The sequence below is a fragment of the Streptomyces sp. NPDC054887 genome (assembly GCF_053610585.1).
Map to the genome: position 1 here is coordinate 96,450 of NZ_JBSGYQ010000008.1, position 22,299 is coordinate 118,748.

22 protein-coding genes and 1 pseudogene are annotated in these 22,299 nt (G+C 70.1%); 13 read left to right on the forward strand and 10 right to left on the reverse strand.

The genetic code is table 11. The features are described 5' to 3' along the window. Positions 1-255 precede the first annotated feature (255 nt). Together ACWGH0_RS06845 and ACWGH0_RS06850 are read right to left on the reverse strand one after the other, a co-directional pair. Positions 256-642 carry a VOC family protein gene (locus tag ACWGH0_RS06845; protein WP_453403090.1) on the reverse strand — a complete coding sequence of 129 codons (387 nt, stop codon included), beginning with the start codon at positions 640-642 and terminating at the stop codon, positions 256-258. Beyond that, positions 639-932 carry an ArsR/SmtB family transcription factor gene (locus tag ACWGH0_RS06850; protein WP_453403091.1) on the reverse strand — a complete coding sequence of 98 codons (294 nt, stop codon included), beginning with the start codon at positions 930-932 and terminating at the stop codon, positions 639-641. Before ACWGH0_RS06850 ends, ACWGH0_RS06845 begins: the two co-directional genes overlap by 4 nt. 208 nt (positions 933-1,140) lie before the next feature. On the opposite strand from ACWGH0_RS06850, the gene ACWGH0_RS06855 reads away from it, so the two are divergent. Further along, on the forward strand, positions 1,141-1,539 hold the full coding sequence (locus tag ACWGH0_RS06855; RefSeq protein ID WP_453403092.1) for an STAS domain-containing protein: 399 nt from the start codon (positions 1,141-1,143) through the stop codon (positions 1,537-1,539). Positions 1,540-1,667: 128 nt separating this feature from the next. Here the strand turns inward: ACWGH0_RS06855 and ACWGH0_RS06860 are convergent, their stop codons facing one another. The 3 genes from ACWGH0_RS06860 to ACWGH0_RS06870 form a co-directional block, all read right to left on the reverse strand. Beyond that, entirely contained in the window at positions 1,668-3,233 is a 1,566-nt protein-coding gene (locus ACWGH0_RS06860; RefSeq protein WP_453403093.1) for a pectate lyase family protein, read from the reverse strand. Between the two features lie 1,229 nt (positions 3,234-4,462). Then, entirely contained in the window at positions 4,463-4,909 is a 447-nt protein-coding gene (locus tag ACWGH0_RS06865) for an SMI1/KNR4 family protein (RefSeq protein WP_453403094.1), read from the reverse strand. A gap of 767 nt (positions 4,910-5,676) precedes the next feature. Further along, positions 5,677-6,249, reverse strand: a complete 573-nt coding sequence (locus ACWGH0_RS06870; protein ID WP_453403095.1) for an antibiotic biosynthesis monooxygenase — start codon at positions 6,247-6,249, stop codon at positions 5,677-5,679. A 369-nt stretch (positions 6,250-6,618) separates the two neighbouring features. On the opposite strand from ACWGH0_RS06870, the gene ACWGH0_RS06875 reads away from it, so the two are divergent. Further along, complete coding sequence (locus ACWGH0_RS06875; RefSeq protein WP_453403096.1) at positions 6,619-6,882, forward strand: SH3 domain-containing protein; 264 nt, start codon at positions 6,619-6,621, stop codon at positions 6,880-6,882. Positions 6,883-7,597: 715 nt separating this feature from the next. Then, positions 7,598-9,442 (forward strand): annotated as a pseudogene (locus tag ACWGH0_RS06880) (glycoside hydrolase family 15 protein); the annotation flags it as partial. A 104-nt stretch (positions 9,443-9,546) separates the two neighbouring features. Here the strand turns inward: ACWGH0_RS06880 and ACWGH0_RS06885 are convergent. The 3 genes from ACWGH0_RS06885 to ACWGH0_RS06895 form a co-directional block, all read right to left on the reverse strand. Further along, complete coding sequence (locus tag ACWGH0_RS06885; RefSeq protein ID WP_453403097.1) at positions 9,547-10,179, reverse strand: SMI1/KNR4 family protein; 633 nt, start codon at positions 10,177-10,179, stop codon at positions 9,547-9,549. A gap of 108 nt (positions 10,180-10,287) precedes the next feature. Further along, positions 10,288-11,508, reverse strand: coding sequence for a carboxylate-amine ligase (locus ACWGH0_RS06890; protein WP_453403098.1), 1,221 nt, complete (start codon positions 11,506-11,508; stop codon positions 10,288-10,290). Positions 11,509-11,600: 92 nt separating this feature from the next. Next, positions 11,601-11,801, reverse strand: a complete 201-nt coding sequence (locus ACWGH0_RS06895) for a hypothetical protein (protein ID WP_453403099.1) — start codon at positions 11,799-11,801, stop codon at positions 11,601-11,603. A 624-nt stretch (positions 11,802-12,425) separates the two neighbouring features. Between ACWGH0_RS06895 and ACWGH0_RS06900 the strand changes: the two genes are divergently transcribed. The 7 genes from ACWGH0_RS06900 to ACWGH0_RS06930 all read left to right on the forward strand — a co-directional run bounded on the left by ACWGH0_RS06900 (position 12,426) and on the right by ACWGH0_RS06930 (position 17,704). Beyond that, a complete protein-coding gene (locus tag ACWGH0_RS06900) occupies positions 12,426-13,229 on the forward strand; it encodes an alpha/beta fold hydrolase (RefSeq protein ID WP_453403100.1) in 804 nt (267 codons plus the stop codon). Further along, entirely contained in the window at positions 13,229-14,512 is a 1,284-nt protein-coding gene (locus ACWGH0_RS06905; protein ID WP_453403101.1) for a PP2C family protein-serine/threonine phosphatase, read from the forward strand. Before ACWGH0_RS06900 ends, ACWGH0_RS06905 begins: the two co-directional genes overlap by 1 nt. Then, a complete protein-coding gene (locus tag ACWGH0_RS06910) occupies positions 14,512-14,850 on the forward strand; it encodes an STAS domain-containing protein (RefSeq protein ID WP_453403102.1) in 339 nt (112 codons plus the stop codon). Before ACWGH0_RS06905 ends, ACWGH0_RS06910 begins: the two co-directional genes overlap by 1 nt. A 235-nt stretch (positions 14,851-15,085) precedes the next feature. Then, positions 15,086-15,475, forward strand: coding sequence for an STAS domain-containing protein (locus ACWGH0_RS06915; RefSeq protein WP_453403103.1), 390 nt, complete (start codon positions 15,086-15,088; stop codon positions 15,473-15,475). A 293-nt stretch (positions 15,476-15,768) separates the two neighbouring features. Then, positions 15,769-16,026: an STAS domain-containing protein gene (locus tag ACWGH0_RS06920; protein ID WP_453403104.1), complete on the forward strand. Its 258-nt coding sequence runs from the start codon at positions 15,769-15,771 to the stop codon at positions 16,024-16,026. After that, on the forward strand, positions 16,026-16,952 hold the full coding sequence (locus ACWGH0_RS06925; RefSeq protein WP_453403105.1) for an anti-sigma factor RsbA family regulatory protein: 927 nt from the start codon (positions 16,026-16,028) through the stop codon (positions 16,950-16,952). The genes ACWGH0_RS06920 and ACWGH0_RS06925 overlap by 1 nt, the downstream gene beginning before the upstream one ends. Before the next feature lie 89 nt (positions 16,953-17,041). Continuing rightward, positions 17,042-17,704 carry a maltokinase N-terminal cap-like domain-containing protein gene (locus tag ACWGH0_RS06930; RefSeq protein ID WP_453403106.1) on the forward strand — a complete coding sequence of 221 codons (663 nt, stop codon included), beginning with the start codon at positions 17,042-17,044 and terminating at the stop codon, positions 17,702-17,704. A 69-nt stretch (positions 17,705-17,773) separates the two neighbouring features. On the opposite strand, the gene ACWGH0_RS06935 is transcribed toward ACWGH0_RS06930, so the two are convergent. Next, positions 17,774-18,196 carry a DUF6924 domain-containing protein gene (locus tag ACWGH0_RS06935; RefSeq protein WP_453403107.1) on the reverse strand — a complete coding sequence of 141 codons (423 nt, stop codon included), beginning with the start codon at positions 18,194-18,196 and terminating at the stop codon, positions 17,774-17,776. A gap of 97 nt (positions 18,197-18,293) precedes the next feature. Beyond that, positions 18,294-18,893: a CGNR zinc finger domain-containing protein gene (locus ACWGH0_RS06940; protein WP_453403108.1), complete on the reverse strand. Its 600-nt coding sequence runs from the start codon at positions 18,891-18,893 to the stop codon at positions 18,294-18,296. A 90-nt stretch (positions 18,894-18,983) separates the two neighbouring features. Here ACWGH0_RS06940 and ACWGH0_RS06945 point away from each other — a divergent pair, with 90 nt between their 5' ends. The 3 genes from ACWGH0_RS06945 (at position 18,984) to ACWGH0_RS06955 (ending at position 22,282) form a co-directional block, all read left to right on the forward strand. Further along, positions 18,984-19,778: an MBL fold metallo-hydrolase gene (locus ACWGH0_RS06945; protein WP_453403109.1), complete on the forward strand. Its 795-nt coding sequence runs from the start codon at positions 18,984-18,986 to the stop codon at positions 19,776-19,778. A gap of 526 nt (positions 19,779-20,304) precedes the next feature. Beyond that, a complete protein-coding gene (locus tag ACWGH0_RS06950; protein ID WP_356565628.1) occupies positions 20,305-20,415 on the forward strand; it encodes a keywimysin-related RiPP in 111 nt (36 codons plus the stop codon). Positions 20,416-20,440: 25 nt separating this feature from the next. Then, positions 20,441-22,282: a lasso peptide isopeptide bond-forming cyclase gene (locus ACWGH0_RS06955; RefSeq protein WP_453403110.1), complete on the forward strand. Its 1,842-nt coding sequence runs from the start codon at positions 20,441-20,443 to the stop codon at positions 22,280-22,282. Positions 22,283-22,299: the final 17 nt, after the last annotated feature.

A 22,299-nucleotide genomic window follows, 5' to 3' on the forward strand; every position in this document is an offset into this window, starting at 1 on the left:
GCCGCTTACGTCGCTACGGAAGGCCCGCCCCAGGGTGTGGACGGCCGAGACCGTCGGCTGCCCGGGATGCGGGGGTACGAACACCCCGTGGACCGTGACCTGCGACTGGCATGTGATCACGCCGGCCTGCTCGTGCGGCGTGGTGACGCGAGAGCACGGTCCGACCTTCACGGAAGTTGGAATACTCCTGCGGACGTGTGAATCAGACTCACGGCGGCCAACGTCCGTGCGGGCACGCGCCCTGCGCGGCCGTTCCTACTTGCTGTGCACGATCTGGATCAGATTGCCGCACGTGTCGTCCAGCACCGCTGTGGTGACCGGACCCATTTCCAACGGTGCCTGGGTGAACCGCACCCCGAGCGCGGCCAGTCGGTCGAACTCCGCGTGCACGTCGTCCACGGCGAAGGACGTGGCCGGAATGCCGTCTGCGACCAGCGCCTCCTTGTACGGCTTCACCGCGGGATGACCGTCCGGCTCAAGCAGCAGTTCGGTCCCGTCGGGATCTTCCGGCGAGACCACGGTCAGCCAACGGTCCTCGCCCACCGGGACCTCGGTCTTCTTCACGAAGCCGAGCACGTCGGTGTAGAAGCGCAGGGCCTTCTCCTGGTCGTCGACGAAGACGCTGGACAGATGAATCCTCATGGGGTGCCCTCCGGTGCATCTGACCTGAGCCACCGTGTGGCGATGCGCTCAAGGGGTTCGGTGTTCAGATCGTGGAACTTGTAGCGGCCCTCGCGTCGCGAGAGAACCAGCCCAGCGGATTCCAGTACGGCCAGGTGCTGGCTGATCGCCTGGCGGGACAGCCCCAGGCCGTGCTTGGTCACCAGTCGCGTGCAGATCTCGAACAGGGTCTGGCCGTCCTGCTCCGTCAGCTCGTCCAATATGCGCCGACGTGTGGGATCGGCCAGCGCTTTGAAGACGTCTTCCGCCATGACTCCACCATAGGCAAGTGACTGCTTGCCTATCAAGTCGGACGCGCGCCGCCCCGGCCTGATGCGACGGGAAGACTCCGGCCGCGTGCGGGGGCGGACCGCCAAGAGGTGCCGTTTCTCGGATTGACAACCGCGCCACGGGGAAGTCGCGTACCCAGACGTACACGCCTGGCCCAGAATTATTCAGATTTTACGAAGGTGAGAGCCCGTGACCGCTGAGACGCGCAACCTCAACGTAGAAGTCGAGATCCCCGACCCCGACACCGCGGTCATGACGGTCGGCGGCGATCTCGACTTCGACACGTCGACGCTGCTCAACCATCACCTGGCCAATCAGATCGCCCATGGGCGGCGTCACCTGGTGCTGGATCTCTCCGGTCTCGACTTCATCGACTCGTCGGGCTTGAACGTCCTGGTCAAGGCCAATCGCGAGACGCGGCTCGCCAACGACCACCTTTACCTTGTCGCACCCGCCCCTGCCGTCCGTCGGCTGCTGGAGATCACGGGCATGAGTGCCGTCACCCCTACGTGTGCCACGGTCGAGGAGGCGCTCGCCGCCCGCTCCAGGACGGAGGCGCGGGCGGCGGAGGCGCCGGCGGCCTTCTGATCTACGGCTTCCGCTCACCGGCGGCGCGGAACAGGTCACGGGCTCGACGCCCGAGCCCGCCGCTGCCCGGCGGTCCGAGGGACGTCGGACCCGCCGGGCAGTTACGGGTTGTGCTGTCGGCAGGGCCTCTACCCCGCGTACGTCTCGTACTCGGCGACCTGCGGCGTGCCGTTCGAGCTGGTGATCTCGAAGGTGACCTTGTTCAGCGTGGTGCGGGGAAGGGTGATGGCGCCCGCGCCGCTGCCGGTGGTCAGGACGGCGCCGGTGTCACCGTTGACGACCCTCCAGGAGCCGATCCGGCCCGCGGCGGCTGACGCCTCCCTGATGTTGATCTTGGACACCGTGGTGGGGGAGCTCCACTTGATCGAGACGGCGCCGGTCGACCCCGCCGGCGACCAGTAGGTGCTCATGTTGCCGTCCCGCACGCTGCCGTAGCTGGTGCCGTCGGCCTTGCTGGAGCCGTCCGAGCCGGCCCCGATGCTGAGGTTGGTTCCGCCGGGCTGGGTCGGGGTGGGGGTGGGCGTGGGGGTAGTGGGTCCGGGCGTGGGGTTCGTCGGTGTCGGTGTCGGTGTGGGCGTGGGCGTCTGGGGCGAGCAGCTGCCGTCCGACACACGGAGACCCTTGTTGGCGCCCGCTGTCTGACTCACGACGCTCGGCACGCAACTGGCCGCGTCGAGGGAGTAGGAGTAGGGGATGCTGACAGTAGTGTTGGACTGCGGATTCGGGCCGGCCGGGTTGTGCTCGGCGCTGCGGGGGGACCAGGTGACGTTGTCGAAGATGTTGCCGCTGACCTGCCAGTACCCGGCCGCGTCGGTGTAGAAGGTGCCCAGGACGTCCTTCGAGTCCTTGAAGTGGTTGTTGTCCACCTTGGCGCGCGCTCCGGCGCGGGAGTTGATGCCGGACTCGTTCAGCTTCACGTACGAGTTGTTGTAGATGTGCGCAGTGCCGCCACGCAGCAGGGGGGCGCGGGAGTCGATGTTGTCGTACAGGTTGTGGTGATACGTGATGAAGCCGTTCGAGAGGTCGCTCTCACTGGACCCGACGAGACCACCGCGTCCGGAGTTGCGCAGGATGCTGTAGGAGAGGGTCACGTACTGCGTGTTGTCCTTCATGTCGAAGAGGCCGTCGTACCCCTCCGACTCGCCACCGGACGCCTCCAGGGTGACGTGGTCGACCCAGACGTTCCGGACGTTGCTCTCCATGCCGATGGCGTCACCGCCATTGGATATGGGCGAGCCCGACTTCTTGACGTTCCGCACGGTCACGTTCTGAATGATGATGTTGCCGGCGTCGCGGATGTGGATGCCCAACTGGTCGAAGACGGCTCCGCTGCCGACGCCGACGATCGTGACGTTTCTGATCTGCTTGAGCTCGATGACGCCGTCGGCGGTGCTGCAACTTGTGCCCGAAACCTTGCTGGTGTTGCCGTGGTTGATGGTCCCCTCCACCTGGATGGTGATCGGGGTGGTGCTACTGGCCCGGCCGCACAGGGCCGCGTGGATCGCGGTCCCGGTAGTGGCACGCACGGTCTGCCCGCCCGCACCGCCTGTGGTCCCGCCGTTCTGGGTCGCGTAGCCGGTGGCGCTGCTCGTCGCCGCCGACGCCTCGGGCGTGGACAACACCATGCCTGTGCCGGCCGCGAGGGCCATCGTGGCCAGTGCCGCGCAGAGTTGCAGTGTGACTGGTCGCCTCATGCTCGTCTCACCTTTCGTCTTCGTCGTTGAATGACAGGTGTTGCTGCTGAGTGGTGCCGTGGTCGTTTGGGCAGCTCTGTACGCCGAAGTGGCCGACACTGCCGTAGGGGTGGGCCCGGCTGCGGTGCTCCGGCTGACTGCCGAACGATGCCGCTCGTCGCTGCAATGTCCGTATCAGCAGGCCCTGTTGGGGGAAGGAGGCCTGCCTGCACAGACGATCGTCGAGCTGAGCGGTGTGACCGGCGACCACCTACTGGTGGCAGTCGCCGATGGTGTGACGGTGCGGGACGGTGCGGTGTTTCTTGTTGTTGTGTGCGTCCTTCGTTCCATGGCACGTCGATGTCCGCAGTGGGACCGAACGCGCGGACCGGTGGCCGCTCACGCGCAACGCCGCAGCGGGTGCCGCGACGCACTCCGGACGGAGGGAAGTACGTGGTGCAGAAAGCGCTTTCTTGCTCGGAGGATAGGGCGGCCTCTGTTGAACTGGCAAGGTTCTGAACAAGCTCCGTTCCGCTTGCCGCGTCACCGTCCTGCCGGGGCCTCACGGGGTCGGCCCGGCCGGCTTCAGCGCCGCCATCGACGGGAGGGTGCGGGGTATCGGCCGTGCCGTTCAAGGGCGGCCCCGGCGACCGCCGTACTGAGCAGGACAGTCATCCGCAGGAACCGGCCGGCTACAACCAGGCGTTGAGCGAGCCTGCGGCTCACGTGGCGTGCTGGAGGCGTCGCTGGTGCCCGCTTCGGCCGGCAAGGGCTCACAGCGAGTCGGCGCGCCAACCACGAAGGGGGGCGAGGATGCGGCGCCGTGGCCGCCACCAGTCGACGTACCTCTCGCACTCCGTCACCGCGTGCACCACAATCGCGCGGTGACGGGAGTAGCAGCCTCCTGTCTCGCTGTTGATCACGACAGGTCCCAGCCGCCGCAGAATGGAGATGGCATGACCGACACCCCGTCCTCACGTTTCCTGCGCGGCGTCCTGCGTGCCGACTCCTTCACGGCGTCGTCAGCCGGGACGATGGTCCTGGTCGCCGCCCTGCTCGCGCTCGTCTCCACCGACACCGTCGCGGGTGTCGTCGCTGCGGCATTCTTTTTCGCCGCCTGGGTGGCCGTTGGCTGGACCGGCCGGAGACATCAGCGGCTCAGTGAAGGGACCGGTCGGTCGAAGACGGATGAGGCCACGAGGTGCCGACGGTTCGCTTCGTCGGCGGTCGGTCGCGGGCCCCTGGCATCGTTAACTGCCGAAGTTGGCGTCGGAGGTGAGGCCCTCTACGAAGGAGTGGAAGTCCGGAGCGAGGGCCAATTCTGGGATGCCGTCCGCGTCGAACCAGGCAACCGACGGCTCGCCCTGCCGGCCGCAGGTCCGGTAATCCAGCGCTATCCAGTAGTGGCCGCCACCTGAGATCGGCACTACGTCCGTGGGCAGGCCCCATTCCTCGACGAGGTACGGGCTGTCGAGCAGGCAAAGGGACTGCTCACAGCGGCCGATGCCCATCACGAAGTCGAAGGGGACGTGATCAGGAGCCCATGAGGTGGGCCGGCTTGTCGGGAAGGCGGCCAAACTGGGTGCGACCGGCCCGCCATCCTGTTCGCTGAGGAGGTCGAGCAGGGAGCTGGGAAGTGCGACGCCCAGCAGGCGCTCGGCCTCCGCGATCGCTTGGTCGGTCAGCGGAGGCCGCACCTGTGCGTCCCCGCGGGTGTCCCGAACGGGTGCACCACATCCTCACCGTGTGCCATGAGCTCATCGTAGGAGCCGGGTCCGACAGTGGACCTTGGGGGCCCGGCCGGTGAAGCACCCTGCTCACGACGCCACTGGCCACTGAGCGTCGCGACATCGGCTCGTCTTCACTCCTGCGGACTGCCCGCACTTGGTGATCCCGCCGGGACAAAGAAACTCAGCCGGTAGGTGGTCGGCTGTGCCAGTCGCCCACAGAACATGTCCAGGCGCGCTGTCGACCAGTCAATTCGCTGCTCCGTGGAACGCAACCGGTGGAGGTGGGCGCGCCATTCCGACTCGTCCTGCGTCTCGAAGACGACCTCCCAGTGACCGGCGTCGGGACGATCGACTACTCGTCCGCTCCGGCCCCCTTGTCGCCGCTTCCTCTTTCGTTGTCCTGGCACCGGTTCAGCATCGCTGTCCCAGTCCTGTCCCGGGAAGGCCGCTGGCAGTTCCGTGGACGACTGGCCACCCGGCTGGTCCGGGAGGGGACGCGGTGTCGGGGGCGCGTTCCGCTGCCCGGCCGACCGGTACGCGACCCGGGCGAGGTCGCACACCGCCCCGGCGCGGCGGCGCACCCTGACGAAGCGGATCATGCTTGGTGCGGCCGGCACCCTCGTCAGGACCCGATCGAGGGACCAGTACCTGCACCCCGTACGCGGCACTGGACCGTGAGACGGCCACCTCATCAACCAGTTGTGGACCGGAACCGCCTGGTGGCCGAACCGATGTCACCCGCTGAGCCAGCCCCGCAGCAGTCGGCTCACCGTCGGCATGGCCGCGTACGTCATCAGCACGTTGTAGACGCAAGCGATGACCGCGCCGGCCACGGCCACCGGAAGTGCGGTCAGGTGGGGGACCAGGAGGTAGCCGCCGAGCAGCGTGATCGGGTAGATCGCCAGGGTGGCGCTGACGGCCATCTTCCATCGGGGTGGCGCGGGGCGGGTCGACCCGGGCTTGGCGAACCAGGTCTCCATGCCGGTCAGCGTTCGCCGGGCTATCTCCATGTGACGGTGACCCTCGCACTGGGCGAACCACGCCGCCCGTTCCGGGGACTCCTGCCAGAGGCGGCAAGCCTCCGCGTCACGGAAGCGATGGACGAGGAACCAGGGAGCACCGTCACCCGACGAGCGGAACAAACCGTGACCCAGGTGCCCGGGGAAGCGCGACGCGCTGTCGAGGATGCCCCTCGCCCACCGCTCGAAATCCGCCTCGTGACCCGGCTCGACCTGGCGGGCTATCAGCAGGGTCACCTCGTCGCTGTCGGCGGGGACACTGGTGTGCTCAAGGCTGGGTGCAGACACGTGTTCGTTCTCCTCGTACTCGTGTCGCGCCCATGGACACCCTACGGCCCGATGCGCCGGGTCCTGCCCTGGCCCACGTGCTCAGTCGTCGGGCCTTGGGGCGAAGCGGCTGTGGCAGCGGCGCGCGAGGAGGCTGTGTCGGCATCTACCCGTACCTGGGCGCGGCCAGGGTCGTCGGCCGCCGCTCGGCGTAGCCGGAGCAGGCCGCGGCGTGACGCGAACGATCACACGCATGCCTCACGCGACCCGCCGGCGGCATATGACAGCCTCCAGCATTTCCCCCCTCTGGCGATCTACTCTGCGGTCACCACGCCCCGATAAACGGGGTTATTCAGTCACAATCGATCGAAAAACGACCTGGAGGAAGAGATGGCCAGCCCGCAACAGCCGTTCGGCACCGTCGTCAGCGGCATCGGCGTGAATCTGCGCAAGTACCCCAGCACCGATTCCGCGATCATCGGGACACGCGCTCACCATGCCCAGATCGGCCTGCGGAGCAAGGTCCGCGCCCAGGTCATCGACGGCAACGGCATCTGGTACCTGCTGCGCGACGAGACCGCCTGGGTCGCTGCCAGGCACGTGGAGAACACCGGGCAGGTCCCCCTGTCCAAGGATGCGGAGCCCGAGGGCTGACGGACTGGCGCCAAGGACTCAGCAGGGAGCATCCCCCGAGGGCGACGTAGCACCACAAGACATGGCGGAGCGCCAAGCGCCCAAACGTCGGCAGCCCTCAGCCGTCGCAGGCGTCACGGCTTCCGCCGCCCCACGACAGGCGACCCCACCGTCCTGCACCCACCTGCGTACGAGGGTCGAGTCCCCCGGACTGTACGCAGGAACATCACCGCCGCCATGCACGCCCCGAGCCTCCCTGGTGACCTCGGCACCCCGCCCGCCGTGGGTACGAGCCGTCACCTGCGCGCGTGACTGGTGGAGGAGGCGTGCGGCGACGGCCGACCCGAGCGGCCATGACAGCCTTCCTGGCCGCGGCGCTCCCCGACGGCGTACGTCCCGCTGCGCCTGTACGAGGCGATGGACCCGGTCGTTCGGGCCGGCCGCACGGGGGCCGCATCCGCTACCGAGCGCCGACGCGCCGGCTCGGCCTGGCGCAATCGGAGGCTGGGCCCGCGTCCTCGGCCCGACGCGATCGAAGGCCGGGCCCGCGTCCTCGGCGTGACGCGATCGGGAGCCAGGCCCGCTCCCTCGGTGGGCGCGGGCCCGGCTCCCGGCCGTAGACGCGTCCGCTCCACAGTCAGGACCTCGCCCCACCGCAGGCCGACCGCCCCAGCGCATGCAGGGCGACGATCCCGGACGTAGCGTGAAGTGACGGTCGGGTCAGCGAAGGGAACGTCATGTCATGCGCCGTTACCCACCGATCGCCGACCACGGGCTCATCGGCAACCTCCGCACGGCCGCGCTGATCTCGTCGGACGGAGTCCTCGACTGGTTCTGCGCGCCCCGCTTCGACTCGCCCAGCCTCTTCGCGGCGCTGCTCGACCACGACAGGGGCGGCCACTTCGCCATCACCCCCGAGGCGGACAACGCGACGACGCGTCAGCTCTACCTCGCCGACACCGCCATCCTCGTGACGCGGTTCATGACGGAGGAAGGAGTCGGCGAGGTCGTCGACTTCATGCCGCTCGGTGAGGCCGAGGACCCGGCCGCCCCGCACCGCGTCTTCAGGGTCCTGCGCGTCACGCGCGGCACGGTTCGCTTCCGGCTCTCCTGCCGCCCCAGGTTCGACTACGGCCGCGGAACACACGAGCTCGACATGAGCGGGGACGCGGCGCGCTTCACCGGTTCCGGCACGACGGTCTTCCTCCACATCGGCCGGGACACGGCGGAGCCAGTGGAACTGCTGCCCGACGGCGACGGCGTACGGGCCGGCCTGACGCTCCGGCAGGGGCAGCGCGCCGCGGCGGTACTGACCGTGTGCGGCGGCGCGGACGCCGAGACTCCGCCGCCGCCCACCGAGGCCACCGTCCTGGACGCCTTCGGTTCCACGTACGACTTCTGGCACCGCTGGGTACGCCGCAGCCGCTACCGGGGCCGGTGGCAGCAGGAGGTCAACCGCTCCGCCATCACCCTCAAGCTGATGACGTACGCCCCCACCGGCGCACCCGTGGCCGCCGTCACCACCGGGCTCCCGGAACGCCTGGGCGGTGAACGCAACTGGGACTACCGCTACACCTGGGTGCGTGACGCGTCCCTGTCCGTGAAGGCGCTGCTGGACCTCGGGTACGAGGAGGAGGCAGACGCCTTCCGGCGCTGGCTGGGCGCCCGTATCGTGACGGGCGGGACGGTCACGGGCGAACCGCTCCAGATCATGTACCGGGTGGACGGCGACCCGCACCTGGGCGAGGAGGTCCTCGGCCACCTGGAGGGCTACCGAGGCTCCGCCCCCGTACGGGTCGGCAACGACGCCGCAGGCCAGCTCCAGCTCGACATCTACGGCGAGGCGGCGTACGCGCTGAGCCACGCACACGACGCGGCCCAGCTCGCCGGGTACGACGGCTGGCGGAAGTTCAGCGCCCTGCTCGACTGGCTGGCGCGCACCTGGGACCGCCCCGACGAGGGCATCTGGGAGACCCGGGGCGGGCGCCGCGACTTCACCTTCAGCCGCCTGATGTGCTGGACGGCCTTCGACCGCGGCATCCGCCTGGCCACCGCTCTCGCGAGGCCCGCTGACATCGCCGCCTGGACCGCGGCCAGGGACGCCGTGTTCGAGCAGGTCATGGAGAAGGGCTGGAGCACCCGGCGGGGGGCGTTCGTACAGCACTACGACAGTGAGGTCCTGGACGCTTCCCTTCTTCTGATGCCCGTCGTGGGCTTCCTGTCGCCGAAGGACCGGCGCTGGCTGTCGACCCTGGACGCCATGGAGGCCGAGCTGGTCTCCGACAGCCTCGTCCACCGCTACGACCCGCTCGCCTCACCCGACGGCCTCCGCGGCGACGAAGGCACCTTCTCGCTGTGCAGCTTCCTTTACGCCGGGGCACTCGCCCGCGCGGGCAGACCGGGGACGGCGAGGTACGCGTTCGACAAGATGCTCACCTACGCGAACCACGTCGGCCTCTTCGCCGAGGAGATCGGGCCGACCGGCGAGCAACTGGGCAATTTCCCGCAGGCGTTCACCCATGTGGCGCTCATCATGGCGGCGCTCGCCCTGGACGAGGAACTGAACCGTACGGACGGCTGAGCCGTGCCGCTGCACGGGGTGGACCGTACGGACGGCCGAGCCGCGGGGCGTGGACCGTAGGTGAGCCGCTCCCGTGCCCGTGCGCGGACCGAGGCGGCCGGTGGTCAGGGCAGACCGATATGGGCTGCCCGCAGCGGGCGGCCGTTGAGCTCCTCGCAGCCGTCCTCGTCCCACCACAGTTTCCCGTCCGTAGTGACGTAGGGGTGGAGGTCGCGGACGCCTCCGCCGTGGTGGAGCGCCTGCGCGACCGCGTGGAGGAAACTCGCCAGATCGGGCCAGGAATCGGTGAAGTCGCCACCTCCGCCGTGGCCCGCCCAGCCGAGCCGCCCCGCGTCCGGACCGGGGCGCTGGTCGATCACCTGCGCCGTCCCGTCGGCGCCCTCGGCCCAGGGGACCCAGAGCGGGTGCCACCAGGGCTCGTCGTCCCACGGGCGCGAGACCAGGCCGTCGTTCTCCACCGCCACGGCCATGCGGGTGCGCCAGTGTTCCACGATGCCGCTGACCGCGAGCGGGGACTGCTCCGGCAGGAGAGTCGCCCACTGGTTCACGCCGTTGTGGCAACGCAGCGACTCGGCGAGATCACCGGGCAGCGGGATGCCGAGCAGGCGCTCGGCCTCACCTATCTCATCCGTCGTAGCGGGCGGACCGAGCAGGGCGGACTGGGATGCCACGTGGGTCGCCAGCCAGGCGTCGATCCGCCGCCAGGACTCCGCCGGGGGCAAGATCCGCTGTGCCATGGCGCCATCCTGCCGCACGCGTGATGATCGACTGGACGCGGATCCTGCCGCGCGGCGGGGAACTGCTCTCACAGCGTTCCCCCAAGGGAAGCGCGCTGCTCGCCGACATCACTCGCTGACGTGGAGCGGGAGGCCGTCGGCGCCACGGGGGTCATGGGCGGGGGCGCCGGCCCGGACCAGGTAGTCGACGACGTCGATGTGACTGTTCCGCCGGCGGTAGGCCGCTCGCTGGCGATCGGCGCCGTTGCCCTCGGTGACGAGGCGTTTCTGTGCGGCATGCAGAAGCGTACGGTCGTCCGCGTCCGCCACAGCGGGCAGCGCCGTGTCCCACAGGCGGTCCAGGTGTACGGCGGCCGGTTCGAGCCGGCCGGTGTCCAGATCAACGCTCCGTCCGCTCAGCCCGTCGCGAGCGGCGCGCCAGCATGCGGCGCGCAGCATCTCCGGCTGCGGGCGCGGGGCGGGTTCGGAGCCGTGCAGGGCAGCCATGGCGGTGACGGCAAGGCCCTTGACGACCCCTGCGAGCAGCACCGTGTCGCCCACGGTCGGGGTCGCGTCGGCGATCCGGACCTCAAGGGTGGGCACGTGGTGGGAGGGGCGGATGTCCCAGTAGAGGCCCCCGCGGTCCAGCAGCGTCTCGCTGGTGACGAGGCGGTCGAGCAGATCTTCGTAGTGGGTGGGGGACTCGAAGTACGGGGGCGGCCCGGCGGCCGGCCAACGGCCCCAGGTCAGGGTGCGCCAACTGGCGTAGCCGGTGTCCTGCGCCGCCCAGTACGGCGAGTTGGCCGTCATGGCGAGGAGAGCCGGCAGCCAGGGCCGCAGACGGTTGCTCAGCTCCAGCGCCGTCGCCAGGTCGGGTACACCGACGTGGACGTGGCAGGCGCAGACGCTCTGCTCGTAGTCCAGCGCGCCGAACCTGGCGAGGCTCTCGGCGTAACGGGCCCCGGAGGAAACCGGCGGGGGGTTGCGCTGCCCCAGGATGGGCGTGCCGCTGGAGATGATGTGCAGCCCCAGCCGCGCGGCGGCACGTGCGACGGCGTGGCGGGTGGCGCGCAGTTGGTCGCCCAGATCGGTGAGGCTGGTGTGCGGGTCGGTGCGGACCTCGACCTGGTAGCGGGTGAACTCGGTCGTGACCCGGTCGCCGAGCTCCTTCGCCGCTTGCGCGGCCACTTGGTCCGCCCGCGGGCTCAGCTCCCGCGAAGCGGGATCCACCAGCAGGTACTCCTCCTCCACCCCCACGGTGACCGCTGCCGTCGGGACCGGCAGCCCCTGGCGGGCCGCGCTGTATGCCGAAGGCTGCCCGTCCGCGGGTGTTCCCTTCTCACTCTTCATGCAATCAGTCTGTCACCTAGAGTGATCAACGTGGAGTGCGCCTCACCCTGGCACCCCGGGGCGCCCCCCGATCCGCCGGCGCGTACCCGCCGTCAGGGCCGGGCGAGATTCGCCAGGGCGGCGGCGAAGCTCAGTACGGCGGCTAGTACGGCAAGGACCAGCAGCAGAAGGCGCAGCACCTTCAGCGCCCGCCCCATCCTGGGCGTCTCGTCCACCGGTCCTTCCGGCCGGTCGGCGTGGCCGTGCCAGTTGTTGACGGGCTCTACGGGGCTGGTGTCATCGTTTCGTTTCACTGCCTGACAACGGCCGCCCCCCGCCGGAGGTTGGGCGCGAGCGGGACTCTGTCACGGAATCGGGACGAGCCGCACGCCACGGGTGCGGCTGCGGACACGCCGATTCGGCCGACCACCGGTCGGGCCCCCGGTCCGGGCGCGACAGTCGTCGGCCCTCCCGAGGGGAGGCCGGGAGGGCCGACGTGGCCCTCTCGCGTGGCAGCACGCAGGGGCCCAGAGACCTCCGCCGGCTGGAGGATCACCGCCCTCACAGCATTGCACCGGATTCAGCCACACAACAGGTTCGTGACTGAATCCGGCCGTAAGGGCTGCGACAGGGATCCGAAGCCCGCCCGAGTACACGCGCCGTACCCGCGGGAGCGCCGTCGGGCAAGCGGCCGGCCCCTGTCCGAGACCTCGCCAGACCGTTGCCCCCTGACGCAGGCCCCGCCCCTTTCGGCGCCAGGCCACCTTGTGGGGCACTTACGAACTGAGCAGGGACGATGCGCATGAGCGGGGGAGCGGCGGGCACCCGCTCCTCCGTGCCGCGGCAGCGCCCAGGAGGGCGTTAGGGCGCGGGGCGGGGCGTGGGGTGGTTCAGTAGCCGTGACGGAGTGACCGGCGGGGCCTGGGAGAATAGCGGGCATGGACATCTACCAGCGGAACAACGTCACCGTCATGGGCAACCCCGAAGGGCCTGCGGTGGTGCTCGCTCACGGGTTCGGCTGTGATCAGAACATGTGGCGGCTGACGGTGCCCGCGCTGGTGGACGACTACCGTGTGGTGCTGTTCGACTACGTCGGCTCGGGCCGCTCGGACCTTTCGGCGTTCTCGGCGGACCGCTACGCCTCCCTCGACGGCTACGCGCAGGACGTGGTGGAGGTGTGCGAGGCGCTGGACCTGCGCGACGCGGTGTTCGTGGGGCACTCGGTGAGCGCGATGGTCGGCGTGCTGGCCGCCGACCTGGCTCCCGAACGCATCGGGGCGCTGGTGATGGTCGCCCCCTCCCCGCGGTACATCGACGACGACGGCTACCGGGGCGGGTTCAGCGCGCAGGACATCGAGGAACTGCTGGCGTCGCTGGAGTCCAACTACCTGGGATGGTCGGCGGTGATGGCGCCGATGATCATGGGGAACGAGGACCGCCCCGAGCTCGGTGACGAGCTCAAGAACAGTTTCTGCGCCACCGACCCGGACATGGCGCGCGTCTTCGCCCGCACCACCTTCCTGTCCGATTCGAGGGACGATCTCCAGCGTGTGAAGGTGCCGACGCTGGTACTGGAGTGCACCCAGGACGTGATCGCCCCCCGGGAGGTCGGCGCCTTCGTCCACCGATCGATTCCCGGATCGACGCTGATCACGCTCGACGCGACGGGCCACTGCCCGCACCTGTCGGCTCCCGAGGCCACCAACGCCGCGATCACCGGTTTCCTGGCGGGCCTGCGGTGATGTGCCGCACAGGGCAGGGACACGACCCGCACGACGCCGACGACGGGACCACGTCGGACGCGGCGTTCGCCGCGCTGCTGGAGGACAGTTCCGAGGAACTGTACGAGAACGCCCCGTGCGGGTATCTGTCCACGCTGATGGACGGCACCATCGCCAAGATCAACGCCACGCTGCTGGGATGGCTCGGCCTGGAGCGGGAGGCGGTGGTGGGCCGGATGCGTTTCACCGACCTGCTCACCGTGGGCGGCAAGCTGTACCACGAGACGCACTTCGCGCCGCTGCTGCGCATGCAGGGAGAGATCAGCGGCGTGGCGCTGGAGATCAAACAGGCCGGTGGCGACCGGCTGCCGGTGCTGGTCTCCTCCGTAATCAAGAACGGCAGTACGGGAGAACCGCTGCTGGTCCGCACCACCGTCTTCGACGCCCAGGACCGCCGCGCGTACGAGGAAGAGCTCCTGCGCAGCCGGAAAGCGGCGGAGGAGGCGCGGGAGCAGGCCGAGGCGGACCGTGCACGGCTCCAGGACGCCCTCGCGGTACTGCAGCAGTCGCTGCTGCCGGCGAGCCTGCCGCCGGTACCGGGTGTGCAGACGGCCGCGCACTACCACACCGCCTCACCCGACCGGCTCGGCGGCGACTTCTACGACGTGTTCTCCGTCGACGGCAAGCGCTTCGCGTTCTTCCTCGGCGACGTGTGCGGCAAAGGCCCCCAGGCGGCCGCCGTCACCTCGCTGACCCGCTACACCCTGCGCGCCGCCGCCCTGCACGACCCGGACCCCGTCTCCGCCCTGAACACCCTCAACCAGGTGCTCCAGGAGCGCTACAGCGGCGGTGACCCGCGCTACTGCACCGCCATCTTCGGCATCCTCGAACCCGACCAGGCGACCGGGAAGGTCGCCGTCCGCATCGCTTCGGGCGGCCACCCCCCGGCCCTCGTGCTGCGTGCCGACGGGACAGCCGACTTCCTCCCCACCCCCGGCGGCCTCCTCGTCGGTGTGCTGTCCGCACCGCACTTCGCGACCGCCACCACCACCCTCGGCCCCGGTGACACGTTCCTGCTCTACACCGACGGCCTCACCGAGGCGCGCACGGGCCATGGACGCGCCACCCTGTACGGCGACGACGCCCTGCGCGACTTCGCCGCCGGCCACGCCGGCAAGTCCCCGCAAGCTGTCATCGAGGCCCTGACCGGCCTGCTGGACGACTTCGGCGACGGCCTCGACGACGACACCGCCCTGCTCGCCCTCGGCGTCCCCACCGCCGGCCCTACGACGAAGAACCAGTGATGAGTCCCCTGGAAATCACCCCCCGAGACACCGCGGCCGGCCCCGTGCTGGCGATCACCGGCGAGTTCGACTACACCAACGCCGCGACACTGCGCGAACTGCTCACCACGCTCACCGTCCGGCCCGGGCAGCGCCTCGTCCTCGACCTGGCCGGCATGAAGTTCTGCGACTCCAGCGGCATCACGGCCCTGATCGCCGCCCGCAACCACGTCCACGCGGCCCAGGCCGACATCGCGCTCGCCGCCGTCCCCGACCACACGCTGCGCATCCTGCGCATCGTCGGCCTCGACCAGATCTTCCCCCTGTACCCCGACGCCGACACCGCCGTCTGTGCCTGACCCCGGAAGGGCGAAGGCACACGGCACCGTGGCTCGCGCCCGCGCCGGGACCGTATCGCCCGATCGGGTGAGCGGCCCACGGCGCGCGCTTGCAGAAGAGTGGAAAGTGCGGCCGCGGCGTATCACCGCGCCAGTACTGGCAAGATAGGCCCGTTGTCCGGGCAAAGTCTGGGACAACACCGTACGTACGGGCCTTTTCGGGCCACGGGCTGTGCTGAGGAAGAGGAGTGGTGGGGTGCCGGTGGAGAGGCTGGTGATCACGCCGGCGGTGGTGGAGCGGGACGCGGTGCTCGCGCTGGCCGGTGAGCTGGACATGGGCTGCGAGACGCCACTGGCCGGAGCGGTCGGTGAGATGCTCGAAGCCGGCTACCGGCGCGTCGTGCTGGACTGCGCGGACATCTCGTTCTGTGACTCACGCGGGTTCAGCGCGCTGCTCGTGACCCGCCAGACGGTCCAGGAGGCGGGCGGCGCTCTGGCGCTCGCCGCGATTCCCGAGCGGCTGGACAACCTGCTGACGCTCGTCGGGGCGAAGGAGATCTTCACCATCGCCCCCACCGTCGAGCAGGCGCGCCTGCTGCTCGCCGACTGCCCCGACGCGACCGACGCCGGCGCCGAACCGGCGTAGCCCGCCGGTCCCGGGTCGGGTCGCGAGCGGTGGGCGACGCGAAGCTCCGTGCCATCCGTGTCAATGCGGCGTGCGCCCCCGGGGCCGGCGGACGTACCGGGCCCGACGGTCATGCCGCCCGGCCTCCGTCGAGGCTCTCCGCCGATGGGGGATACTGGGGCCCAGGCAGCAGGTGACCGAGGGGCGAGGGCGTGGACAGTTCGGGGGAGTCGGGTGCGCTGGCAGCATCGTCGGCCCCGTCCATGGGCGCTTTGAGCGTGCATCCGTTGACGGACCGGCCAGGATGGCAAGCGGTGGGCGAAATCAGTCTGACCACACGGCCCGCCTGGAAGCAGGCGCTGCACCAACTGGCCCTGAGCGACGAAGAGGCGTGCCACTTGGAGCTTTCCGCGATCACCTTCGTCGACATCGCCGGCGTCTCCGCTCTGGCGGTGGCCGCCCAGAGCCTTCCGGAGGGGCGACGCATCGTGCTGGAGGAGCCCCCGGCGGCGCTGCGGCGCATGATGGACATGTTCTGGCCGGATCTGCCCACCGTAGAGATGGTGTCGTGATGACTGTCCAGACGACCGAACCGTTCGTACATCCCGCCCTGTTCTACCGGGGCGAGGAGGAGTACCTGCACGGCACGGTGCCCTTCATCCGCGACGGGCTGACGGCCGGGGAGCCGGTGGCGGTCGCCGTGCCCGGGCCGAATCTGGCGATCCTCAAAACGGCCCTGGGCGCTGATGCCTCGGACGTACGGTTCCTCGACATGACCGAGGTGGGGCGCAACCCCGGACGGATCATCCCCAGGGTGCTGCGCGCCTTCGCGGACGCCCATCGCGAGACGCGGGTGCGGATCATCGGTGAGCCGATCTGGGCCGGGCGCACCAGCCTGGAGTACCCGGCGTGCGCACAGCACGAGGCACTGATCAACCCGGCGTTCCAGGGCCGGGACGTCACCATTCTCTGTCCGTACGACGCCGAACGCCTCGACGAGCACGTACTCACCGACGCCCACGCGACCCACCCCGTCGTCATCTCCGGCGGCCGGGAACGGCTCAGCACGGCCTACGCCCCCGAGCACGTCGTCGCGCGGTACAACCAGCCCCTGGCGCACGCGGCGACGACCGAAGAGGTCTCCTTCGACGCCGACGCGCTGCCCGGCGCCCGGTACTTCGCGGTCACCCGGGCCGCCGAGTTCGGCCTCTCCGGGATCCGGCTGGAGGACGTGGCCCTGATCGTGGCCGAGCTGACCACCAACAGCGTTGTGCACGGCGGTGGATCGGGCACCATACGGGTGTGGTTCGACGACGGCCAACTGGTGTGCGAGGTCCGCGACCACGGGCACCTGAGCGATCCGCTCGCCGGACGCCGCCCGGCGAGCCGCGACCAGCAGGGCGGCCGGGGCCTGCTGCTGGTGCACTACCTGTCCGACCTGGTACGCATCCACACCGGCCCCGACGGTACGGCGATCCGCTGCTACATCGGCCGCTGACTCCGTCCGGCGGCTCACCCGATGGCCACCACCGGGGAGATGGGAAGGTAGGGACGCTCTCATCTGCCCACCGGAGGGGAAACTTCGATATGGCCGTCATCCACCAGACCGACCTGAAGCCGTCCAAGCTCGACCTGCTCACTGAATGGCTTCCCTCCCGGCCGTGGTACGAAGGCGCCGGTGGCGAACCGCGACTGGCCAAGGCCGGCGGCTTCCGGTTGGACGATCCGCAGGGCGAGGTCGGGATCGAGTTCATCGTGGCCACCGACACCTCGGGTGTCCGCCCGGCCGGCTACCTGGTGCCCCTCACCTATCGCGGGGCCCCGCTCGACGGAGCGGAACACGCTCTCGTCGGCACCATGGAGCACGGAGTGCTGGGGCGGCGCTGGGTCTACGACGGCTGTCAGGACCCGGTGATGGTGGCCCAGTTGCTCGCACTGATCGAGGGCCGCGCCCAGGCCCAGGACCAGAACATCAGCGACACTCCGGACCGGGAGATCAGCCGCTCCTGCACTGGTACCGGCCCCGCCCCCGCGGACTTCACCGCAGCCACGGACGACCGGGACGGCACGGAGATGTCAGGCTCGAACGGCGCCACCCTCCGCCTGCACAGGGTCCTGCGCCCCGCTCCCGACGGCCGGCCCGCCCTGCCGCAGGGAGCGACCGGCCACGTCGGCGGCGCCTGGACGCTGCCGGACGGCACCCGTGCCCAGGGGCTGTTCGCCGTCCTGCACACCGCTGCCCGGTCCTGAACCACTTCGAGTAGTTGACCCTTCGGCTGCCGGTCCTCCCCTCCGCGAGGGGAGGACCGCGCTGCACCGTCAGCCGTCCCCGAAGCCGCGAAACGTTCCCGAGCCGTCAGCGGCGTCGGCGAAATCGGCGAAATCCATGTTGGCGATGCTGAGGTTCGCCGACACGTCCGGGAACCACCGGGCAGGCACCCGGAACGCCCGTCCGGGCTCGTCCCCCAGGTCTACGGCAAGCAGTGGGCGCGACGGGTCGCTCATGGTGGTCGCATCCGCGAGGAAGACGTGGGCGATGCGGTCGTCTTCGTCCGCCGCGGCCTCCTCATCCACCAGCGTGCGTATGTCGACCTCGGCGAAGCGAGGGTCGCTGACGTACGTGGCGTGGCCATACGTGTCGGCGGCGTCGAGTGCGGCTCGGACTTCGTTCCAGGAGCCCGCGTCACCGAATGCGGTACGCAGGACGAGCGAAGTCAGGTCATCGGGCATGGGCAGCGGCATACGGACGAGTCTCTCAGCCGCCTATGACATCGACACCGACAAGGGTGGGCGTGGTGGTTCAGGCGCCCTGATGCGTGAGTGACGCGGGGCGAATTCGTCATTCCGTCCCCGGTTGGGTACGGCGGGCGTACGCGCGGGCGGCGCGGGCGCGGTCGCCGCACCGCGTGGAGCACCAGTGCCGGCGGCCGTGCCGCAGCAGGTAGCGGTTGCAGGGAGTGGACCCGCACGCGGTGAGGCGTTCCGCGTCGGGTGAGGTCAGGAGGTCGGCGGCATCGGCGGCCAGGACCGCCAACGCGTGGTTCACGATCTCGCTGGTGGGATGTTGGGTGGCGCGGTAGGGGCCGTTCTTGTCGTCCCACTGCAGCAGCGGGGCCGTGGGGACCCGGGTCATCGCGTCGTTGATGGCCGTGACGGCGGCGGGCAGTGCGGGGAGCCCGGCAGCGCGGGCGGCCAGCAGAGACCTGATCTGCTCGCGCAACGAGCGCACCAGCGTCGCGCACATCTCCAGCATGCCGGCGTCGACCGGGGCGAGCCCGTGCTCCGTCAGCCAGTGGTTGGTCTGTGCGGGAGTCCCCAGGAAATCGATCGTATGCCCGCCGGGCAGTGTGATCGAGCTGTTGGCCAGGGCGAGGGACAGGTACTCGTCCTCGCCCTGTGCGGGGGGCAGGGCGGGCTCTTCCATCACGGGCTCGGTCATATTCCTCATGGTACGGCTTGTGCTTGTCCGTGAGAAATGGCTACAGTGACCTCACGGTTCAATCGGATCTATCCGTGAGGTGTTTCTGTCGTGTCTTCTCTCTCCGCAACGACCGATCAGTTCCCCGTCCGTGTCTTCGGTGGCCCGACCGCCCTCTTCGAGTACGGCGGTCTGCGCTTCCTGACCGACCCGACCTTTGACGGCCCCGGCGACTACGTGAGCGCCGGCCCGACGCTGACGAAGACCGCCGCCTCCACCGCGGCCCCCGCGGACCTGGGACCCATCGACGTAGTCCTGCTCTCGCACGACGAGCACGCCGACAACCTCGACAACGCCGGCCGCGCCCTGCTCGCGGACGTCCCGCTCACCCTGACCACCCCCGGTGGCGGGCAGCGCCTCGGCGACGGGGCCACAGGACTGGCGGACTGGGAGTCCGTCGAGCTGAAGCGGCCCGAGGGCGGAACGGTGACGGTGACCGGCGTACCCGCCGTGCACGGCCCCGGGCCGCGCGAGGAGATGGAGCCGATCACGGGCCAGGTCGTCGGCTTCGTCCTGACCGGCGAGGGACTGCCCACCGTCTACGTCAGCGGCGACAACGCCTCACTCGACGCGGTCAAGGAGATCGCCGTGCGTTTCGCCCGAATCGACACCGCCATTCTCTTCGCCGGAGCTCCCCGCTTCCCTGTCCTCTTCGACGGTGCGCCGGTCGTCCTGGACAGTGTCCAGGCCGCCGAGGCCACCCGGATACTCGACGCGCGCCGTGTGGTTCCCGTCCACCACGACAGTTGGGCCCACTTCACCGAAGGCCGCGACGACCTGGAAGCGGCCTTCACCGCCGCCGGCCTGGCCGACCGCCTGGACGAGGACTGGGTCCAGCGCGCCTGAGGGGCGCGGCCGGGCGGCCCCCCGTCAGTGAAAGCTCCTGGTCACTGCCGAACCGGTTGGGGGCCCGGCACGCCACCGGACTCCCCGTCACGAGCGGCGCTGACCCGAGGCGGGCAGGGCCGGCAGGAGAGTGGAAGAAGGATGCGCGGCCGACACGGCTCAGTGCGCCCCGGCGGCTCCGTCCGGTTCGCGGTCGGTGTGCACCGGAAGGTGCCGCCGCGTCGGCCCTGGAGTGGAGAGGTGGAAACGTTTCTCTGTGCCCGTTGTGGGCTCTGCCTGCCATCGGTGTGCCGGCGGTCCGAAGCCGTGCCGGGCAGCGCATCCTCCCGACCACATCCGCGGTTTATCTATCATCTGATTTTCTCTCGCGGCCTTGTCGCCACGTGCGCTGATGCAGGTAGCTAGTTCGTACACCCGCCTCGCCGTCCGGGCTTCCGACAAGCCTGGACCGGCCGGCAACGAACCGGCCTTCCGGTTCACGGCCGGTCAGTGAGGCGGGAAGTGGCACCGCACGTAGGGAGAGGTCATGAAGAAGGCGTACGAGGCACCGACGCTCGCCAAGCTGGGGACGTTCCGGAAGAAGACCGGGCTTCTGCAGCGCTCGGGCAACGACCGGCTCATCCTGAGCAAGAACTGACGACCGACGGTACTGATCCGACGTCATGACTGAACTGCACGAGAGTGCGGGGACGGGCCCCGGCGACGCGCACTTCACGGTCTTCAGCGACCGTGAGGACGCGGCCGCCGTGGCCCGCTCCTTCTCCCGCCCAGGTCACCGGAGCCTGACCCACGCCTCGGGCCGTCCCTGGCTCGTCGGCCAGTGGCACGACGACGAGGTCGTCGCCGCGCGCTCCGGCCACACCGAACTCGCCGTCATCGGCTGCTGCCCGATCGACGCCGCCGAACTGGAACGCCGGGCCGGGCGGTTGCGCGACCTCTCGGAACTCGACGCGCTTGCTCGCTCCCTGCCCGGGAGTTTCCACCTCGTGGCCTCGTACGACGGGCGGCTCAGGGTGCAGGGCACCGCGTCCGGGCTCCGCCTGGTCTTCCACGCCTCGGTGGACGGCGTGCACGTGGCCTCCACTCGCGCCGACGTGCTCGCCGGTGTGCTCGGCAGCGCTCCGGACGAACAGCAACTGGCCGTACGGCTGCTGTGGCCCGTACCCCATCCGCTCGCCGAGGCGCCCATGTGGCGGGGCGTCACCGCCGTCTCGCCCGAGGACGCGCTGATCGTCGCGGCCGACGGCCGGACCGTGCGCCACTCGCGCTGGTGGTCGCCGCCGGAGCCGGTACGCACACTCACCGACGGGGCGCCCCTGGTCCGCGACGCCCTGGTCACGGCGGTCGACGCCCGTACCCGGCAGGGTGGTGTGGTCAGCTGCGACCTTTCCGGCGGACTGGACTCCACGTCCATCTGCTTCCTGGCGAACCGTTCACCGGCCCGCGTCGTGGCGAGCACCTGGCCGGGGCGCGACCCCGCCGACACCGATCTGTACTGGGCCGAACAGGCCGCCAAGTCGATGCCCGGCATCGACCACGTGGTGTGGGACGCGGATGCCTCACCCCTGGTCTACGAGGATCTGCTCACCGTCGACGACCTGCTGGACGAACCGACCATCGGTGTCATGGACCGCTCCCGCGTCCTGCACCACCTGCCCGCCATGGCCGACCGCGGCAGCCGACTGCACCTGACCGGCATCGGCGGCGACCACGTGGCGTGGTGCTCCGAGGCGTACTACCACCGGCTGCTGCGCACCCGACCGCTGTTCGCCCTCTCCCGACTGCGCGGATTCAGGGCCCTGTGGCAGTGGCCACTGAGCGGCACGGCCCGGGCGCTGGCCGACAGCCGCCCGTACGGCAAGTGGCTGGCGGACTCCGTCACCGGCCTGCGCGACCCGCTGCCGGCCACCGTCGGCACCAGCCTCGGCTGGGGCATGCCGCCCCGCCTCTTCGACTGGGTGACACCCGACGCCGAACACGCCGCTCGCAAGGCGCTGCGCGAAGCGGCCGCGAACGCCGTCCCGTTGCACCCCGACCGCGGCCTGCACGCCGACCTCGAACAGATCCGGGCCTGTACGCGCATCATCCGCCAGTGGGACCGGATGGCAGCCCGCGCCGGCGTGCCGATGGCATCGCCGTTCCTCGACGACCGCGTCATCGAGGCGTGCCTCGCGGTGCGCCCCAGTGAGCGCGTCACGCCCTGGCAGTACAAGCCCCTGCTGACCAGAGCGATGAGCGGGATCGTGCCCGACGCCTGCCTGCGACGTACCAACAAGGCCGCCGCGTCCATGGACGCGTCCAACGGGCTGCGCGAGCACCGGTCCGACCTGCTGGCGCTGTGGTCGGACTCGCGGCTGGAGCAGGCCGGCCTGGTCGACGGGAACGCCTTGCGCCGCCTCGCGCAACGGCCGGGCACACCGGAACTGCGCGACGCAATCCTCTACTCGACCATCGCCGCCGAAGTGTGGCTGCGCGGACTCGACCGCACTACGGAACACGCCTGACCCCCACTTCGAAGCAA

What these genes read in the sequence shown, in the direction of transcription:
- ACWGH0_RS06890 (WP_453403098.1), bottom strand. Translation starts at nt 11,508, where the DNA reads ATGAAGAGTGAGAAGGGAACACCCGCGGACGGGCAGCCTTCGGCATAC.
- ACWGH0_RS06905 (WP_453403101.1), top strand. Translation starts at nt 13,229, where the DNA reads ATGTGCCGCACAGGGCAGGGACACGACCCGCACGACGCCGACGACGGG.
- ACWGH0_RS06900 (WP_453403100.1), top strand. Translation starts at nt 12,426, where the DNA reads ATGGACATCTACCAGCGGAACAACGTCACCGTCATGGGCAACCCCGAA.
- ACWGH0_RS06930 (WP_453403106.1), top strand. Translation starts at nt 17,042, where the DNA reads ATGGCCGTCATCCACCAGACCGACCTGAAGCCGTCCAAGCTCGACCTG.
- ACWGH0_RS06910 (WP_453403102.1), top strand. Translation starts at nt 14,512, where the DNA reads ATGAGTCCCCTGGAAATCACCCCCCGAGACACCGCGGCCGGCCCCGTG.
- ACWGH0_RS06860 (WP_453403093.1), bottom strand. Translation starts at nt 3,233, where the DNA reads ATGAGGCGACCAGTCACACTGCAACTCTGCGCGGCACTGGCCACGATG.
- ACWGH0_RS06925 (WP_453403105.1), top strand. Translation starts at nt 16,026, where the DNA reads ATGACTGTCCAGACGACCGAACCGTTCGTACATCCCGCCCTGTTCTAC.
- ACWGH0_RS06850 (WP_453403091.1), bottom strand. Translation starts at nt 932, where the DNA reads ATGGCGGAAGACGTCTTCAAAGCGCTGGCCGATCCCACACGTCGGCGC.
- ACWGH0_RS06875 (WP_453403096.1), top strand. Translation starts at nt 6,619, where the DNA reads ATGGCCAGCCCGCAACAGCCGTTCGGCACCGTCGTCAGCGGCATCGGC.
- ACWGH0_RS06935 (WP_453403107.1), bottom strand. Translation starts at nt 18,196, where the DNA reads ATGCCGCTGCCCATGCCCGATGACCTGACTTCGCTCGTCCTGCGTACC.
- ACWGH0_RS06885 (WP_453403097.1), bottom strand. Translation starts at nt 10,179, where the DNA reads ATGGCACAGCGGATCTTGCCCCCGGCGGAGTCCTGGCGGCGGATCGAC.
- ACWGH0_RS06940 (WP_453403108.1), bottom strand. Translation starts at nt 18,893, where the DNA reads ATGACCGAGCCCGTGATGGAAGAGCCCGCCCTGCCCCCCGCACAGGGC.
- ACWGH0_RS06955 (WP_453403110.1), top strand. Translation starts at nt 20,441, where the DNA reads ATGACTGAACTGCACGAGAGTGCGGGGACGGGCCCCGGCGACGCGCAC.
- ACWGH0_RS06845 (WP_453403090.1), bottom strand. Translation starts at nt 642, where the DNA reads ATGAGGATTCATCTGTCCAGCGTCTTCGTCGACGACCAGGAGAAGGCC.
- ACWGH0_RS06950 (WP_356565628.1), top strand. Translation starts at nt 20,305, where the DNA reads ATGAAGAAGGCGTACGAGGCACCGACGCTCGCCAAGCTGGGGACGTTC.